This is a genomic window from Reticulibacter mediterranei (genome assembly GCF_016587455.1).
Window position 1 is genome coordinate 7309454 of sequence record NZ_BNJK01000001.1, and the last position, 16922, is coordinate 7326375.

8 protein-coding genes are annotated in these 16922 nt (G+C 47.9%); 7 read left to right on the forward strand and 1 reads right to left on the reverse strand.

Annotated elements, in window-relative coordinates; genetic code table 11:
• Positions 1-9: 9 nt before the first annotated feature.
• Positions 10-378, reverse strand: coding sequence for a hypothetical protein (locus tag K3T83_RS31620; protein WP_220206907.1), 369 nt, complete (start codon positions 376-378; stop codon positions 10-12).
• A gap of 450 nt (positions 379-828) precedes the next feature.
• Here K3T83_RS31620 and K3T83_RS31625 point away from each other — a divergent pair, with 450 nt between their 5' ends.
• The 7 genes from K3T83_RS31625 (at position 829) to K3T83_RS31655 (ending at position 16920) form a co-directional block, all read left to right on the forward strand.
• A complete protein-coding gene (locus K3T83_RS31625; RefSeq protein ID WP_220206908.1) occupies positions 829-2598 on the forward strand; it encodes a hypothetical protein in 1770 nt (589 codons plus the stop codon).
• Positions 2595-5165, forward strand: a complete 2571-nt coding sequence (locus tag K3T83_RS31630; protein WP_220206909.1) for a hypothetical protein — start codon at positions 2595-2597, stop codon at positions 5163-5165. The genes K3T83_RS31625 and K3T83_RS31630 overlap by 4 nt, the downstream gene beginning before the upstream one ends.
• Positions 5166-5336: 171 nt before the next feature.
• Positions 5337-10076, forward strand: coding sequence for a TPR end-of-group domain-containing protein (locus K3T83_RS31635; RefSeq protein WP_220206910.1), 4740 nt, complete (start codon positions 5337-5339; stop codon positions 10074-10076).
• Between the two features lie 292 nt (positions 10077-10368).
• The gene (locus K3T83_RS31640; RefSeq protein WP_220206911.1) at positions 10369-11925 is read left to right on the forward strand and encodes a class I SAM-dependent DNA methyltransferase; all 1557 of its coding nucleotides are present in this window, start codon (positions 10369-10371) and stop codon (positions 11923-11925) included.
• Positions 11909-13159, forward strand: coding sequence for a restriction endonuclease subunit S (locus K3T83_RS31645; RefSeq protein WP_220206912.1), 1251 nt, complete (start codon positions 11909-11911; stop codon positions 13157-13159). Before K3T83_RS31640 ends, K3T83_RS31645 begins: the two co-directional genes overlap by 17 nt.
• A gap of 3 nt (positions 13160-13162) precedes the next feature.
• Positions 13163-15238, forward strand: a complete 2076-nt coding sequence (locus K3T83_RS31650; protein WP_220206913.1) for an HsdM family class I SAM-dependent methyltransferase — start codon at positions 13163-13165, stop codon at positions 15236-15238.
• On the forward strand, positions 15238-16920 hold the full coding sequence (locus K3T83_RS31655; protein ID WP_220206914.1) for an AAA family ATPase: 1683 nt from the start codon (positions 15238-15240) through the stop codon (positions 16918-16920). The genes K3T83_RS31650 and K3T83_RS31655 overlap by 1 nt, the downstream gene beginning before the upstream one ends.
• The last annotated feature ends 2 nt before the right edge of the window (positions 16921-16922 follow it).

Here is a 16922-nt window from a genome sequence, read left to right on the forward strand (position 1 = left end):
AGCACGAAGTTACTTTTCGTATGTTTCCATAAGTAAACAGATCTGCTCTTGAGTAAGCTTTTCTGATGACCCCAAAAGCTCGAGCGCATATCCGCTCATGGTTAGCGCTATTTCCAATTCCTCGATGGTACTCCTCAGATCGCGCACTACGCGTACACTATCTGGTTGCTCGAAGAAGATACTATCGGGGTTTGGCACTGGTATGCCACTCCAACGACAGAATTGTTCATAGACTAATTCATCTGCTTCATAGACCAGAACGCGCAAGATATAGCGTTGTCGGAGATCACTCGTATTCCCTAGATAGCGAAGAGGGCCAGGGTGGAGATGTTCGCGTTCCACTGCCAAGTCATAGAGTTCTGGATGGTCTGCATACACCCCTTGCGAAGCTCATCCTAGATCTCCAGCATAGTAAGACCCTGCTCCTTATGAGTGATCATTGTCGAGGTCCGTTTATTACAAGCGAGCAATAACGGGATATCGCCTAGCATATTTTATAGGTTAATTATCGGGCAGATCCCTGCCAGTGCAGAAGATTGTAACATAAAACCTGAGAACGTCCGCACTGCAAGTCAATAAGGCATATCTAGCAAGCAGTTTTGTATAGCTCTACGAGCAACATACCTTTTCTACATTGCTCGTAGAGTCATATCACGATAGTGAAGGCATTTTTTGTTTATTGACGTTTATTCTATTCTAGAGTTACAATAGATGTCATATAAAAATCTAGGAGCTTGATATCTTCCTCGCTAGCCAGAACATTGGAAATCTTGTTCGGGCCAGCGCAGGCCATCTCAGCAACGCTCCTTTCTCAAGGAGTATTTTGCAATGTCTGAGTCTTACTCGGATCAGGAAGCCGTCGGCATGGAGAATGATGTCGGCGCGTTGTGTCCATCCTCACTGAACGCATCAATTGTAGACTCTACCAATGAGCCCAGCATTGGCGGACAATTGCCGCTGGCAGGATCGATCGAGATGAGCACTTCCGAGGCTTTTTTGAGCGACGTTGCTGGCTTCCCCAAATGGATCAAGCCAGGGCTCAGCGTCAAGGCTGGCCGAGATCCACTAGGCTTGCAAACAATCACGATCGACCGAATCATGCCGCAGCTACTGCCCGGCATACTTGCACTTTCACAGCGAGCAAGGTACTTTTCGTTCTATCCGTTTCTCCTCTCCGAGTATCAGGCACACAAGCTCCCTCCAACTAATAATGAGCTCTCAACTTTCATCAAGGCACGAGAGTACGAGTATGGGCTTGCCGTCCAACTCTGTTCAAAGGGATGTGGTTCTCGCTGGTCAGCGGTCGTCGGTAAAAACCGCGTTGACCCAGTCGTAAAAAGCGGTACAGATCCCCTTCCTCGCGGCGAGTCAGTCCAAAGCTTCCTCGGCGGCTATGGTCTCTACTACCGCAGCCCTTTAATCGATCTCCAAGTTGTGGCTCCCCTTGGCACACAACTCGCCGCCACTCCTACGCATGTCGATGTGCTTCGTCAGGAAGAATGGATCACTGCACTGGCTGGGCACTTTGGTAATGCGATCCGCGACACTGCCTACTACAAGCAATACTTCTGGGGTACGAGTCCGATACCGGTGGCTGTGCTCCGCGAATACGCCGAGACGGCATGCCTCTGTCGGTTGTCAGAGTTTCCAGCAGAGCAGGAGGCCATTCGGAATACTCTGTTTACCACGCGAGCCGAGTGGATCAGGGATGCGGTGCAACAACGTCGACGGAGCTTTGCATTGTTCCTGAGTGTACTGGCGGGGTCACCTGCCGCTAGTCAGAATGAAGGGGTGTTTCGGCAAGCTGTCATCGAACATGCCCGGCCACGTCTCTCCGACAACACACCAGAAGGCGACGCCTCGTCCCGTTGGGCCGCCCTGATCATGAAGGAGTATATGCAAGAGGCCCTTTCGTGCATATGGACCGAAGTCTGTCGTACTGGGTTTGCAGTTCAAGGCCCCAATGGCCTCACACGAGAAGAGGTGCAGACCCTGCTCCAAAATCTTATTTTGACGGCAGATGACATCAATATCTGGGATGAGCCAATTCAGGTTGTACCGGACTTACCGTCATTGAATTTTCGAGATGCAGTTGCTATAGCAACAAGAACACGCAACCTGGAGGACCTTCGTTCCTGGGCTGCCGAACAGCAGACGGCAATAGCAGGCCTCGTGCTTCTCTTCGCAACGTTTGATCGCTTTCCCGATCCTGCAGTTATATCGGCTGGCTGGACACATATCGCACGGCAGAGATCCGATAATCAGCCAGGGCTTCTCGCTCTATGGCGCCTCTTGCAGGATCACGTCCAAGCTGGAGAGACGCTTGCTACAACGCTTGCATGGCTAACAAACAACTATATTATACAAGCTCACGAGCGTATTGCCTATTTCAAGCTTCCTGAGTTCACCTTCCGCTTCCGATGGGAAAATGGACTGCTGCGTTTCTATGACAACGGACTGGAGCGCTTCGAACTCGCCAATATCCGCCGCAGTGCTGTCGCTCAAATCAGCAAGGACCTCGGATTCTGGGTAGCCAACGGAGATCAGTCTGTACTTACATCGCTAGGCGAGACCTTCATCCAGGAGGTGTTCGGATGAGGATTACACCAGCCGAGTTCTTTGTACCTCGATGGACCTGTTTCTGGGCGACGTCCTATCAGTTTGAGCCATCACTCTTCGAGCAGTTCTTGTTCCGCCGTCTCGGCGACTCGCCACTTAATGTCACGCTGCTTCTCGACGCCGATAAACTTACCGAGACTTGGACGGCAATGACTGATGGTGAGCAATGGAGGCTACAGCGTGTGGGACGCGATTATATTGTTCGCGGAGTAAAGCTGGGTACTGGTAGCTTCCACGCTAAGACGTATTTCTTCGGCAACGTCCGTGACGGTCTCCTTTTAGTGGGGTCTGGGAACTTGACCCTCCAAGGATTGGAACAAGGTCACGAAGTCTTTTCATCCTTCTCCTCTACAAACAACCAGGACCTGGCGGTGATTCGATCATGGCGCGACTGGATGCAAGAACTCGTCGAAGAATTGGACGATGACGATGTCCATCGACGTTGGTGGGATCTTCGCTCGAAGACACGGTGGCTTGCAGGGTCTGGCAGCCGATCGATCTTCGTAAGCAATGCTCATACCAGCATTTTCTCGCAGCTTCGGGCCGATTTGCCTTCTTCTGTGGACGAAGTGCATGCCCTTGCTCCGTTCATGGATCAGCACGCTGCCACTCTTGAGGAACTGGTCAAGGTAACACACCCTCGGCAGCTCCATCTGTACGTCTGCCACAAACTTAGCGTCGATGGTCCTACGCTAGCGCAAGTCCTTCAGCGCCTCAACTGCGATGTAAAGCTCTGGTGCTTTGAGCCTGACCACTTCGTCCATGCGAAGTTAATAGGCATCGTCTGGGGCGACCATGGCCGCTTACTGTCCGGCTCCGCAAATCTGTCTCGTGCGGCAATGACTGTAAGCCGCGCTGCAGAACCCTGGGCCAATGTCGAGGCGGGCGTGATTGTGTCCGCCTCTGCCGACGCAGTTCGGTCAGCATTCTGTCCTCCGGGTCTATTGCTGCACTCGCTCTCACTCGACAGCGTCAAGACCCTTTCGTACCAGCAACCTATCAAGGCCACCTTCCACCGCTATTTCATCCGATTCGCTCGACGGCTCCCTGACGGTCGGATCGAGGTGGTCGTTCAGCCCACCCTGTCTCCTGAAACTCGGGTGCTGCTGACTGATGGATCAACCAAAGTACTCTTGACCAGCGAACAGACTACAGAGCCCTTTCAAGTTGGTGATGGAGCCGTCCTATTATGGCTTGAGGACGAAACCTGCTCTCAGATCTCCAATGTGGTAGCGCTTGACGATCCGCAATCCCTTGCAGCGTGGTTGCAGGAGCGGAACCAGACGATGGATAAGCCAAGGGAACTCGAGGTCACTGATATGGAAACTCCAATCGGAGCTATACTGCAGCGTCTCCATCAGGCATGCATCTTCGACGTTGATGAGACTGCCGCTGTCAGCAACGCCCAACTAGCCCTCGATTCCAGTGACGGCGAGGAGGCCGATCCCGCATTCTGGGATCGGCTAGTCCAGGAAGAACTGACCCTCGATCGGCGCATCACGACCTATCAACAATTCGCTGTCGGTCAGCTCGTTCACGAAGACGAGATCCTTCTCCTCCTCCGCGAAATGTTGGATCGCACCCCCGCTCATCGTCTGCCCTCCAGAGCCTCAGAGGATCAGCAGGAGAGCATCCAGAAACAGAACTCAGGCAAGCCCTGGACTCCAACTCAACGTCTGCGTGTCCGACTCTTCCACGTTCTCGAACGATGGGCGCGAGCCATGAATGATCCACGCCTCCGTTGGGTCAACCCCCTTGCTCCCGTGCGCAACTACGCGGCACTGCTTCAGGCCATCGCCGAATGTTGGGAGAATGCATACCTCCCCGATCCAAAGCTACTTGCCGTGCTCCAAACTCTTTTCGAGAGCTTCATTACTGGAAAAGACGCAACAGGCTATCTGCTCTCAATCGACCAGTTGGACCGTGATGCAGCACTGGCTCGCCTGCCGGACGACGCTCGAAGTCTCGCTTCTGCTCTCGTCTATATAGCACTGAGGCCACACTCAAATTGGCAGAGCTACGTCTTCAATTGGCAGATCTTTCTGATACCAGGAATCGAGTTAGGAGTCTTTCAAGCTGCTCCTGGCTGCAGTACAGTCATCGAAAGACTGATGGGTATCCAGGTCTCTACCACTGCGATCGAGGACCGACTCCTTGAACTGGCTGATTATATGGACGACACTCACTGGTGTGCCAGAGTCCAGAAGGAGCTTGGGCTTGACTCTATCGCCTTCCGGCCAGATGCCTTCTCACAGGAATTCAAGCTTGGACTGGTCGTGCAGGGCATTTCCGACCCGCTTCTAGATCCTCGCTTGGTGGTCCTGGTCAGACGCACCTTTCAATACAAGCAGATCTCCAGGTTCGTTATTACTGCATATAACTGGCATCTCAGTATCAGAGATGGAGAGTTGGTGAGTGTACGCTTGTCAACTGGTGCCATTCTCAGATCGACGAGAAAGATCACAACATCATATCTCATCTCTCTAGAGCAACAGCACCTCGGACTCGGCAACATCTTTGCGGGCAGTCAGGAGGCTGTCTCCTAAAGCGGCTTCGCCTAATAGGGGGCACGAGGAGGGGAAGTTACATACTCGTCCCAAACGAACTTAAGAGAGTTCCATTTGAACGCCATAAATATTGATAGAAAACAGAACAGATGACAATTCAAAGCCCTACAAGTGATGTGCCATATAGGAAATGACCGGGAAGGAGAAAGCATGCCTTCACCACTCGACGACGAAATTCGCGGCGATTGGAATAATCTGAAAGGGACAGAGTATCACCTCATATATGTCCTTTGGCTGCTGCTCTGTCGAAATGTTAGATCCGTAGCCTTCTATCGAGGTAATGATCTTCTCGCCAATCTAACAACACCGCCAGCACCAGAAGAGACGAGCATACTTATGCCAGCAGTTCGTGTGCAAGACCCAGAAGAAGACGAATGGATTCAACTCAAGGCTACCCGTGATCCATGGACGGCTACTGCTCTCCTTGATGAGAATCTGCTTCTCAATTTCATACTGAATGCACTATCTTCAGAGACTGGTGGCAGGGCTTGGAGAACTCGCCTAGTTACCCAGGGAGAAGTTAGAAAAGAGGCCATTGAAAGGTTCGCCGATGACCCTGAAACTCATTCAGAACTCAACTCCAAGCTCAAGGTGATTCTTGATAATGCTCAGAAACGTTTACAACAAGAGGGATGGCAACAGGTTGATCAACCACGACTTCAGCTTATTGCATTGAACATATTAGGGCAATTAGCCCAGGAAGAACCGTTATCTCTACGCCAACTGAAAGCCGAGGTCGATCTCCAACTCGCCTATCGATACCTCGTTCCTAAAGTTGTCCAACAGGCTGGAAATAATCTATTGGGAGCCCTCCTTCGCGATTCTGCTGGAGGTCCAACCGTTGCCCGCATCTACGATAACGCTTGGCTCGATGAGGTAGCAGGAATGCCCCTCAAGCCACTTTTGCCTTTCGATTCGGACCCGGCTAGTGCTTGCGATCAAGCAGTGCAAGCAGTATATGACTCACCTGGTTTTCAATGGGAAGCGAGACGCTGCGCACCCCGTACCCGCGTTACAAACGAGCTCCAATATTTTTTACAAGCGCCAGAAATTGTATTTGTGATGCTTGGGATGAGCGGCATTGGGAAATCGTGGATCATAGCTGACTGGACAGGACGCGTGCTACTAGGACGTGCGCGTTTGTTGATCCCTGGGTCAGATCTTGATCATGTTGACCAGAGAATACTCAGCCGCCTGATTGCGCAACACTTGCGCATCTTCACCTCGGCTCCCATTTCCGATGAGGATCTCCTGGCAAAATTACGAGCGTTTGCGCGCCTCGAGGGTAAGGGTCCCCTTGTGTTGGTAATCGACGATCTCCAGCCCACTGGAGATATTTCTGTCTTCCGCCGCGATCTAGGGAAAATGGTCGAACAATGTCGTGATGCCGGAATTAAACTTATTCTGACGGCACAAACACATATCTGGGAGTTTTATCGATTAGGTCAGAAGATTCTCTCGAGTGACATTTACCAAATGGATCCAGAAGTTCCTCAAGAAGGCGAGGAGGGCAAGATTCGCGTACAACTGCAGAGTCCTTGTAGCCTTATCCTGCCGGATTTTACTACTGAAGAGCAGGAGATAGCACTTCTTCAGCGACTGACACCCGAAGAAGGCCGCTGCTTGAGCCACTTTTTCCGTTCTCCTGCCTTTGCTCCGCTCCGCCGCCCCTACCTGCTGGAACGGTATCTAGAACAATACAGGGAAAACCCTCGGCAACAGGAAGGAGCTCCTGCTCCAGTCAATATCGATGCTCTACTTGATTCGCGTCTCGAGGCATTACTTCTGCATGTTGCTACTCTGCTCAATGTTGATGAGCATGATGTGGCAGATGCGTTCCATACATTGCACCAGCAGATCTGGATGGCTCGTCCTAATGGTCTATCAAATGCAGACGCCATCGCCCAACTGGAACTTTTTTTGAGGAATCGCAGCAATCAAGCCCTGGATGCACTTAGACAGGTAGGCATTTTGACAACAAGAGGACGAATACGCTTTGCAGACACACCACTTGCTGAGCGTGTGTTCGCCCGAACCCTCAGTGAAAACTACCTGGCCGGAAATGATGATGTGAAGGATAACATCATTCAGCAACTACGCCCGGAAGAAGATGCAGGAGTCGTGAGCGCTTTACTTCGCAGCTTGGCTCACGCAAACCCAGTATCACCCGCTGAAGCGCTACTCAGGCGTGATCCACTGTGGGTGGTGCCGGTTGCTGAGGGTCTAGCGCAATGCTCTTCTCAGGATTATCGTGTGTTGGCTTTTCTCACAACGCTTACTCGTCGTGAAGAGGATGCATTTGGGGTTGTAAGCTGTGCCGCCCTGGGTCAGCTTGCAGCACAGAAAGCTACCCAGAAGAAAGGTATAATGTGCATGCAACGGGCCTTCAAATGGGTTGCGCAGCTCTATGTGAGCGAACGACGTAAAAATCGGCTTAACGGTAGTCATGCACTTGGTTTCACACTTGACTTCGCACCTGAGCATGTGGAGGCTGTAATGCGTTTCTGTGTGTCACAGATATCGCATTTGGTTCATGTAGACAAAGAACAGCGCGATGAGCGACTCCATGATGCATTTATGCCTCTTTTGAGTATCAATCACACGACGGCAGCAGAAGTAGGGAAGCGTCTATTGAGTCGCTACTCATTCCTATTAACAAATGTCGCTCATCTTCCCAGCAGGCGATCCCTGCGAGAGATTGATGAGGTTCGAGGGCGCATTGCACTTTTTGAACATGGTGAGTTAGAGAGTATCCTTTCCGATCTCCACTCACAAGAGGTAAATACCCGGGGGCGCGCTGCTACAGCACTCCGTAGCATCATGTTTGAGCAACCTGAGCGCATTCTGGATGAGGTTTGCGATGCGATCAGAAATGAGAGCGATCAGCATGTGACGAACCAATTGCTCTGGGCAACCTACAGACTCTTAGAGATTGCCCCAGATAAGCTCCTAGACGCACTTATTGGCTCCCCAGCGCTTGATTGGTCTATACCTTCGCTGTCGACTGGATCAGTGTTAGCATGTTTGTCGAATCTCGCGCAACTACTTCCTACGCGGGTTGCTCCGCTCCTACCAGAGAGGCTGAAACCCTATGATGCACGACTACGCGCCTGGCTGAGCGAAGGACTTGCTTTTACCTGGTGGACGTGTGCTCAGTATTCCTCCCAGGCACAGGAACAACTTACACACCTTGCTGTACCAGATATAGCGGACGTCCCCACAGATTACAGGCTCTTTGCCTTCCGTGGGGCCATTATTGCGCAATTAGGCCTTACATGTCTGGGTCTTGCGTCACCTAAGGAACTGCAAGGCCTCCAAACCCCCTATCCCGAGACAGAAATGCAGTTTTTCTTCGTGAACACCACCAGCTTTGTACGCAACCACGCCTCTACCCTTCTCAGACAGTCAAGCGCAGATCATTTGCTCAACCTCCTGCTACGTTGCCTTATCGAAGAAAGCCAAACTCTTGTACACCCGTTGCAAAAAACGCTTTTCCGAGCACACAATGTATGCACTCACCTCTGCATGGAAATGTTGATCTGGCTTGCAGCAGCACATTCCGATCCTATCTCACTGCTGCGCAGATTACCGAGGAACTGGAGGCTGGTGTATGCCATGCGCCGGTTGCTAGATGCCGGGCGAAGAGAGGCCAGTATACTCAGTTTTGCCCGCGAACTGTGTAATGTTTCGGTGGTTGGAAGCGATGTACAAGAGCTAGGAGAACGCGAACAGTTGCTTGCTCAACTAGTCAGTCTCTCTGAAGCGCCTGCCATTGCATTACAGGAATTACAAGCATCTCTTCCAGCATCACCGTTTACAGCAGACCACCGAGCTGAGGCCTTCACCCGACTTGCTGAGGCGAATCTTGAGAATATGCTAGACTTGCTTAGTCAGAGCCTTGAAAGCGAAGACAACCTGGCAGCGTTGTATCAATGGAGTCAGAAAGCACGTTCATGGCAAGGTCTGTTAATCGCGAGAGTTTATGAACGTATGTTTGATGAGCGTCCAATACGCCGTATCGAAGCATATGAACTCTGTGAGCAGATGCTGACAGCGATACATGCGCTCCCCAGATCCGAACTCCAGCAGCAATACATTCTAGTCTATAGCATGATCGCTCAGTGGCTAAAAGAGAAGTTACCCCTCAAGCCTGAAATTTCTCCATTAAGCACTGGAGATGCAATGATCAGTCGCTCTCACATCTTTGCGCTGGAGTTGCTCCAGCAGAATTTTCCTCAATCGATAGGTGAACAGGAGCTGGAAAATAGGCTTCTTGATATGCTAGCTACTGGATATAACAGAGGATGGCGGGAGAAAACAGGGGTAGCATTGAAGGAAGAGACTGTTTCTATTGGCACATCGCATGACCTGGCTTACGTGTTTCCTGCCGTGCGTCTGGCTCTTATTGCCATAAAAGCAGTGACAAACACAGGCTTGGCGAGGGACCTTGCAGCGCAATTCCTCGAACAGAGAGCCTCAGTGAGAGCAATCATTGCTGAACATCATTGGCACTTAGACACAAACGATCAGGAGATACTACAAGCCACCCTTGCCGCCTTTGAGCAAGTGGGTTATATGGCAAGAAGAGACGAGCGGGTACGACTAAATCGTGGATATCTTTTGATAAAGCTCGACCGTCTAACCGAGGCAGAAGAAGAGTTAAATCAGTGCTTGACAATGCCATCCTGCAAAGGCCTGACACAGGCATCCGCATTCTACGATCTTGCTTGTATCTACGCCCTGACGAACCGAGAAGAATTGTGTCGTACGACGTTGCCAAGGGCGATTAAAATTTGGCCTCAGTTTCGAGAGGAAATGGCAAAGGATCCAGACTTTGTTACAGTATGCGATTCTCCATGGTTTCAGGCATTACATAATGATGGGATCTAATGACCTTCAAAGGTATCGCGAATACTGTTATTGTTTGTCACAACTATGAGCTAGCTAATGCGCTAAAACAATAATAGCCTGTTCAGGTTCTTGGCAATGAATATGTTAAAAACCATTGTATGCGAAGTTTATGACCGGACTGCATTGATAAGAAAGAAATCCTGTAATGCTACATATTATTGCTGATGAGCCAGGGAATAGAGTATCATAAAAAAACCAATGAGCACAATATTGCTCAAAGTGTTCTCATTTTCATTTATAATTATTGAACGATTAAGAATAGAAAGATATCATGAAGACTTACAGTATTCATCTTACTCACCCCAGTACACACTCAATTGACCAGGCTGTCACCCAGGCATGCGAATATGTAAAAAAGAAGCAAGATGCGACAAATAACCAGATTCATTCACTAGAATACCTAGCGTGGCTATTTTTCCTCAAGTGTCTGGAACACCAGGAGCAGCGAGCAGAACCAGTCAAACGAAAAGCAGAAGCTCCCCTCGCATTATTCAAAGATACACAGTACACCTGGTCTGCGTGGATAGAAAACGTATCCAAAGCAGAGACTCAGGAGCAAGTGGCATATTTTCTGTATCAGGAACTATTTCCTCTAATACAGACAAGTTTTGAGATCGATACAAAGTATATGCATATATATCCTGACTTTACAGTCTTCAAACAACTGCTAGCAGTAGTCGACAGCGTTGACCTAGTACAAAACATTGAAAAAGATACTACTGCCTACCTCTATAGTAAGCTCTTAGACATCCTCGCAAAGGGTAGCAAAACTAAAAGTTACAAGCAGACAGGCATATTTTCTACACCTTTACCACTGGTACGCTTTATGGTAAAACTTGCCAGTCCTCAACAGGATGAAATCATCTACGATCCTGCTTGCGGCGCAGGGAATCTTCTAATTGCGGCACATAAATATATACATGATATCGATCCGAGACAACCAGTTGCAAGTGTGTTTCAGGGGAGTGAAGTTCATCCATCGGTCCTGCAACTCTGTAAAATGAACCTATCCTTGCACAATGTTGACTGTTCAAAGATCCGTGAACGAGACATAACGCGTCCTATTACTATTTCTGATCTTTTTACTTATCCTGATCTTTATGAAGATGATTATCAGAAAACAGAGAAGAAGAAGTTAGTTATTCTCACTCATCCCCCATTTGATGTATTAGATCGACAGCAAATACAGGAAAAGACTACAAGGAAAGGATCATCCTCAAAGGACTATGATAACCAATTTCTGGAACATTGTATGGATAAACTAGTGGATATCGGGGATAAGTGCGTCATTGTCGTTTCACAAAATATATTGCTGAATAGGAGCACTAGAGATATAGAAGTTAGAGAGAAGTTGGTCAATAACTTCAATCTACGGATGGTTGTCCAACTACCACCAGAAACCTTTGATCCATTTACGCACTATCCCACTTACCTTCTTTTTTTTCAAAAAAGTGGAAGGTCTGACAAGATTCTGTACTGCAAAATGCAGCAACAAAAAGAAACATCTAAGAAAAAACGACAAATCAGAGATGAAGAGTTTGATCAATTACTGACAGTCTGGCAGAAGTGGATTCAGTCTCCTACGGATGATCTTCTACAGAAAGGGCAGGAAATGTATATACAGATAAAGGACAGCAACGAATTGCGCAAACCAGATTTCAAATACATACTCACGATTGACGTTGCGCAGCAAGAAGAGAATGAAGCAAGGGATCTGTCAAAGACGCTTGATCAGCTTTTGCAGAATTGCGCTGATTTACATAACTTGGCAATGAAATTGCGAGATGAGATAGTTGGGGAGACACAAACGCATGAAACAGGGGAATAATAATCCCAAAACATGGCAATTGCTCCCATTGAAGGAGATTCTGAATATAGAAGTGGGAGATGATCAAGCAACGAAAGATATAGCAGATGCCAAGGGAACTATTCCCTATATCCAGTCTGGCGATGTAAAGAACACTAAGGATATACGAATCAGGTTCTATACAACAAGAGATAGGATAGAAGCAAAAGGAATGAAGCCAGACCAGAAAGTGCTAACGAAAGAAAGACTCTTGCTTGCAATGGCGAGGCTTGGAACAGCGGGACGAGTAGGTATATTTAGAGAAGCAGCAATCCACAATCAAGCTACTGCAGCGCTTATTCCCATCATTCCAATTGACATTGATTTTTTATTTTATTATTTTCGCTATCGACAACCTCTCGTTGCACAGGAAGTTGAAAAACATGGCAAACCACGTATCACAAAGAAATACTTACAGGAAAACATTTTTATTCCTCTTCCACCAGGAGGAGTAGAAGAAGAAAAGCGTATTGTTGAACGACTCGAAGCAAGATTGAGAGAAGTACAACAAGGCTATAAGCTCATTGAAAACACACAGCGAGAGATTACAAACGCATTCAACAAGGCATTGCTGAATATATTCACTCCTGAGCAGATAGAAAAATGGCCTGGTACGCGCAGAATAGAGCTAAGAAACATGGTTGACACTATACAAGAAAGGGTAGTACAACAAAACGCACAGCTTGAAAGTTATCTTTATATTGATGAAACTCATATAACACCTGAGAGGGGACTACTCCATACGAGAAGCACTTGGCAGGCACACCAGGAGAGCATCGAGAGTTCAATAATCTTACTGGAACAGGCACAGGATGTAGTGTTGTACTACAAGTCAAACGCATTAGCACGTCTAGCAGTATTGTTAGATGTAGATCAAGCGCTTTGCAGTACAACTATGATACCCCTACGTGTCAGGAAAGACAGACAAAAAGATCTTCTGCCAGGATTTCTCCTCTGGTCTTTGCTCTCGAAGCAATTTCTAGCATATGTCACAACGAACAAACAGGGAATGATGCAAACTTCGCCATCAGTCAATAAAGTGCTTTCCTACGAACTTCCATTACCAGATATAAATATGCAGCGCGATATTGTAAAGCACCTTATGCGAGTGCAAGAGATAACACATGAGATGCAAGAGAAAGCAGACGATAGCCGAAATAAACTGACACGGGTGGAACGTGCAATCTTCCAAAAAGCATTTCAGGGAGAGTTATAGGATATGGGCACAATAGATGAAGAGATTCAGAAAATCTTGAATGAGATATGGTTGATGTTCAATCGGTCTAGTATTGTTGATAACCGCGAGATTATCGAGTATATAGCTTTGCTCCTACTTGAGATAGCGGGCAAAAAACTACTCTTATTAGCGGATTTCATTCCACGCAGACCACGTAAGCCTTACAACGGGCAAGAAGAAGAGATTAAGGAAAAATTAGTAGAGGCAAGCAGATTAGCGCAAGGGGAAGGCAATCTTTTTGATCGCTATGTTCTGTTTCATGCCTTCGACTCAGCCCAGAAGGAATCCTACCCCATCCCACGTCATATCGAGCGTTTTATGCTAAACGTTCTTGAGATCGCATCTGAGGATACTTTTGCAGATTTCACCTGTGGAAGTGGTGGCTTCCTGGTAAACAGATACGTTACAAACAACACTCATACAGGGACAAGTGTAGGTATAGATATCTCCCCTGAGTGGGTGCGCATTGCAGCAGCCAACGTCGTACTACACAACCTTTCCACAGAAACTGTTCAGCTTTACAACGGGGATGCATTTATTCTCTGTCACAGAAACTTTGCTGGAACAGAATTTGATCGTATTGCTATGGCTCCACCATTTGGCATCACCATTGATGAGAGAACAGCACGAGAAACCATGAACGTCACTAACGGACGTGCTAGCGAGCTTTTATTTACTAGCCTGGCACTCAACAAGCTAAAAGAGGGAGGCCGAGCTATTATCATGGTTCCCGAATCGCTGCTGACAGATAAAAAAAGCACTATGAAACTTAAACGTACTATTCTGGAAAAGCATACAATGCGAGCCGTGGTTTTACTGGGAGAAGGAGCTTTGTATCCTTTCAATCACAAGAATGTTGGTCTGCTCCTCTTGGAGCGTGACCGACAACAGACTGTTCATCCCTGGCTATTCAATGTTGAGAATGATGGCTATACCCGTAGGCGCAACCGCAATATCACAGCAGAGGCTGCAAGCGGGAACGATCTGGAAACGATCACAGAGGTCCTGCGGCTGCGCGAGCCCGATTTTTGGCCTATACCACGAAACGATGGCAACCCAGACACCACTCTCTTCTCTGTCTTTCCGTTGCACTCGACGGAACAACCCTCTAAGGTACATTTTGTCATCAAAGTCATGGAACAGGCAATTCTCACCTCAATCTGGCGGATTGAAGAGAATAAAGAGGGATCAGAGAATAGACACTATTTCTTTGCTAAGGCATCCATTCCAGGACAAGCTGTCCAATATATTGCCTTACCTTTAGATAAGGTCGATATACAACCAACAGATATTGAGCATGGAGAAGATGATATTGCGTGGTTAAAAACGCTCGATGAAAAACGTACAGGTGTTATACTCTTTGCCAGTAATACTCCTGGTCAGACGGTTGCAATTTTAGCTGATGGCCGCTTGCTTGGTTGTACACGGACAGTAGAGGCTATCCAGACCGGAAACTATAATATTCGCCCAGTGGATTATTTCAACGATCTTGTCCAACGGCAGGTGCTTAGTGACGCTCAATTACAGAAAACTCAACAGCCAACCTCTCAAAGGGTGCAGCCTGAAGTGGACGAGTCAGGAGTGGAAACTCGGTCAGACATAGCAGAAAGTCTAGGGGAAGAAGGATCAGCACTCGACTCACTGAATACTATTAAGCGTTTGCACAACCAGATACGGCAACGTGCTGACTATCTGCTGGGCCAATTAGAAACCAGACCTTTCGTAGACCTCCCCCCACGCGTTTGCGATCTTTCCTCACTGACGCTGCCGCATCACCTGGGTAACCAGCAAGATACCATCTGGAAAGCGATAAAACAGTTTGTCGATCCGGAAGGCCACGCTCTGTATTTTACGCAGTATCAGCTCTTACAAAAGCTGGAGGAAAAAGATGTTGTAAAGGTCCAGCATACCCTTGAGATTTTAACGCGCATGGGGGTTCTGGTACACGTTCATATCAACCATTCTGACAAAGGAGTGGTGAACTGTTATCGTTTGCCCACTGAGCATGACCAAGTGAGTTTAGGTGAGTCTCTATCTTCTAAAGAAGAGAGGATCTGATGCGGCTGCGTAAAATAAAGATTAAAGAATATCGTACCCTAAAAAATTTTACGCTTGATTGTATTGGAGGAGCAGAGGAAACAAAAGACTATACTCTGCATCTCATTGTGGGTGTAAACGGTACGGGCAAATCGACGTTGTTACGCCTGCTGGCAAGACTCTTTCTCCAGCTTAAGAACGAACAACAACGGAACCCTCCCTTTGGTTTTGTAGTAAGCTATCAACTTAAACAAAATGATGAGGAAAAGGTTATTTCTATTACGAACCTTGATGAAGAAGGCAATCACATATCAGGAAGTGAAGGTCTATACATTCGTCGTGAAACAATAGCGCAGTATGAAACAGGGGATCACGAGAGCTATGTTCCCTTTGACGCTACACAACATACAAACGATCTTCCCCCACGCATTATTGCCTTCACCACCGGTAACGAAGAGGAGTGGATAGAGGCCCTACAATTTGAGGATCAGTCAGATAACGGCGATGACGAAGAATTGCAATTTCCCGATCCAGAGCAGCCTGGATATCAAGATGCATTGAAAGAGTGGTATTTGCAGGAACTACCAGGAACGCCTATTGAAGATGAGAAAGCTGATGACACACAAAAAACAGAAGAGATTCGTACCGATCATTTCTACTTCCTATCCGCTGAACAGATACCACTGGTGGCTTTGTGTGGCATGCTAGTTGATATGAAAGATGCATCGACGACAGAGTCCTCTTCTCAGTGGAGATACCTGTCCAATATCATGCAAGAATCAAGAATAAAGGCGCTAAATGGCTTTTCGTTGCGATTGCGCATGAATAAGGAGGCGCTTTTAGAGCCGGACAAAGGCTTTATCCAGGAACTGCTAAAGCTAGCAACCCATACAATACAAATTGGTTCTGACTACTTGCTAGTCTTCGATCTACTCGCAAAAAAAACGCTGCCGAACGACTTGCTGGCGCTAAGAGGTGGGGGAGGTTTTTTATTCTTTAGCAGCCTAGCACGCCTGGCTCAGGCACGCGAGCAAAACGAGCAACTCTTACAAGAGGTCAATCTTTTCCTGGAACGGAGTCAGGAGCAGGAGGAACGAGATGAACTGGGTGCTTCGGTTGAGCAACCGCCTCTGCACCTGTTCACATGGCTCAGCGACGGCGAACAGAGTTTCCTGGGCCGCCTATGCCTCATGCCTCTGCTCCGAGAGAGCGAGGCGCTTATCCTCCTTGATGAACCCGAAGTCCATTTTAATGATTATTGGAAGCAACAACTTGTGTTTATGCTTGACGAGTCACTCACGATACCACAAGATAGGCCAAAGCCTCAACCCTGCCATGCCTTAATGACGACGCATTCAAGCATCACACTCACAGATGTGGTTAATACAAATATTTTGATTCTCAAACGTCGGAACGGCTACACTTATGAGACAATACCTACAAGCCTGGAGACGCTAGGAGCAGATCCCAGTGATATTATTGTCTCTGTCTTTGGGGCACGACACGCTGCTGGCGCAAACGGCGTGAATCGCATCAAACAGAAACTTGAAAGCATAAGGAAAATCGCATCTGAGTGGCAACAATTACCAAGCAACATTAAAAACCAATGTATAAAAGACCTGGAAAACTTAGAAAAACAGGTTGGCCCTGGCTACTGGCGTTTCTTAATTTTACGCCAAATTCATGATTTACGTGGGAGATAGTT

Bases quoted from the DNA above. Each gene is read 5' to 3' on its own strand.
- K3T83_RS31625 (WP_220206908.1), top strand. From the start codon at position 829: ATGTCTGAGTCTTACTCGGATCAGGAAGCCGTCGGCATGGAGAATGAT.
- K3T83_RS31630 (WP_220206909.1), top strand. From the start codon at position 2,595: ATGAGGATTACACCAGCCGAGTTCTTTGTACCTCGATGGACCTGTTTC.
- K3T83_RS31635 (WP_220206910.1), top strand. From the start codon at position 5,337: ATGCCTTCACCACTCGACGACGAAATTCGCGGCGATTGGAATAATCTG.
- K3T83_RS31640 (WP_220206911.1), top strand. From the start codon at position 10,369: ATGAAGACTTACAGTATTCATCTTACTCACCCCAGTACACACTCAATT.
- K3T83_RS31645 (WP_220206912.1), top strand. From the start codon at position 11,909: ATGAAACAGGGGAATAATAATCCCAAAACATGGCAATTGCTCCCATTG.
- K3T83_RS31650 (WP_220206913.1), top strand. From the start codon at position 13,163: ATGGGCACAATAGATGAAGAGATTCAGAAAATCTTGAATGAGATATGG.
- K3T83_RS31655 (WP_220206914.1), top strand. From the start codon at position 15,238: ATGCGGCTGCGTAAAATAAAGATTAAAGAATATCGTACCCTAAAAAAT.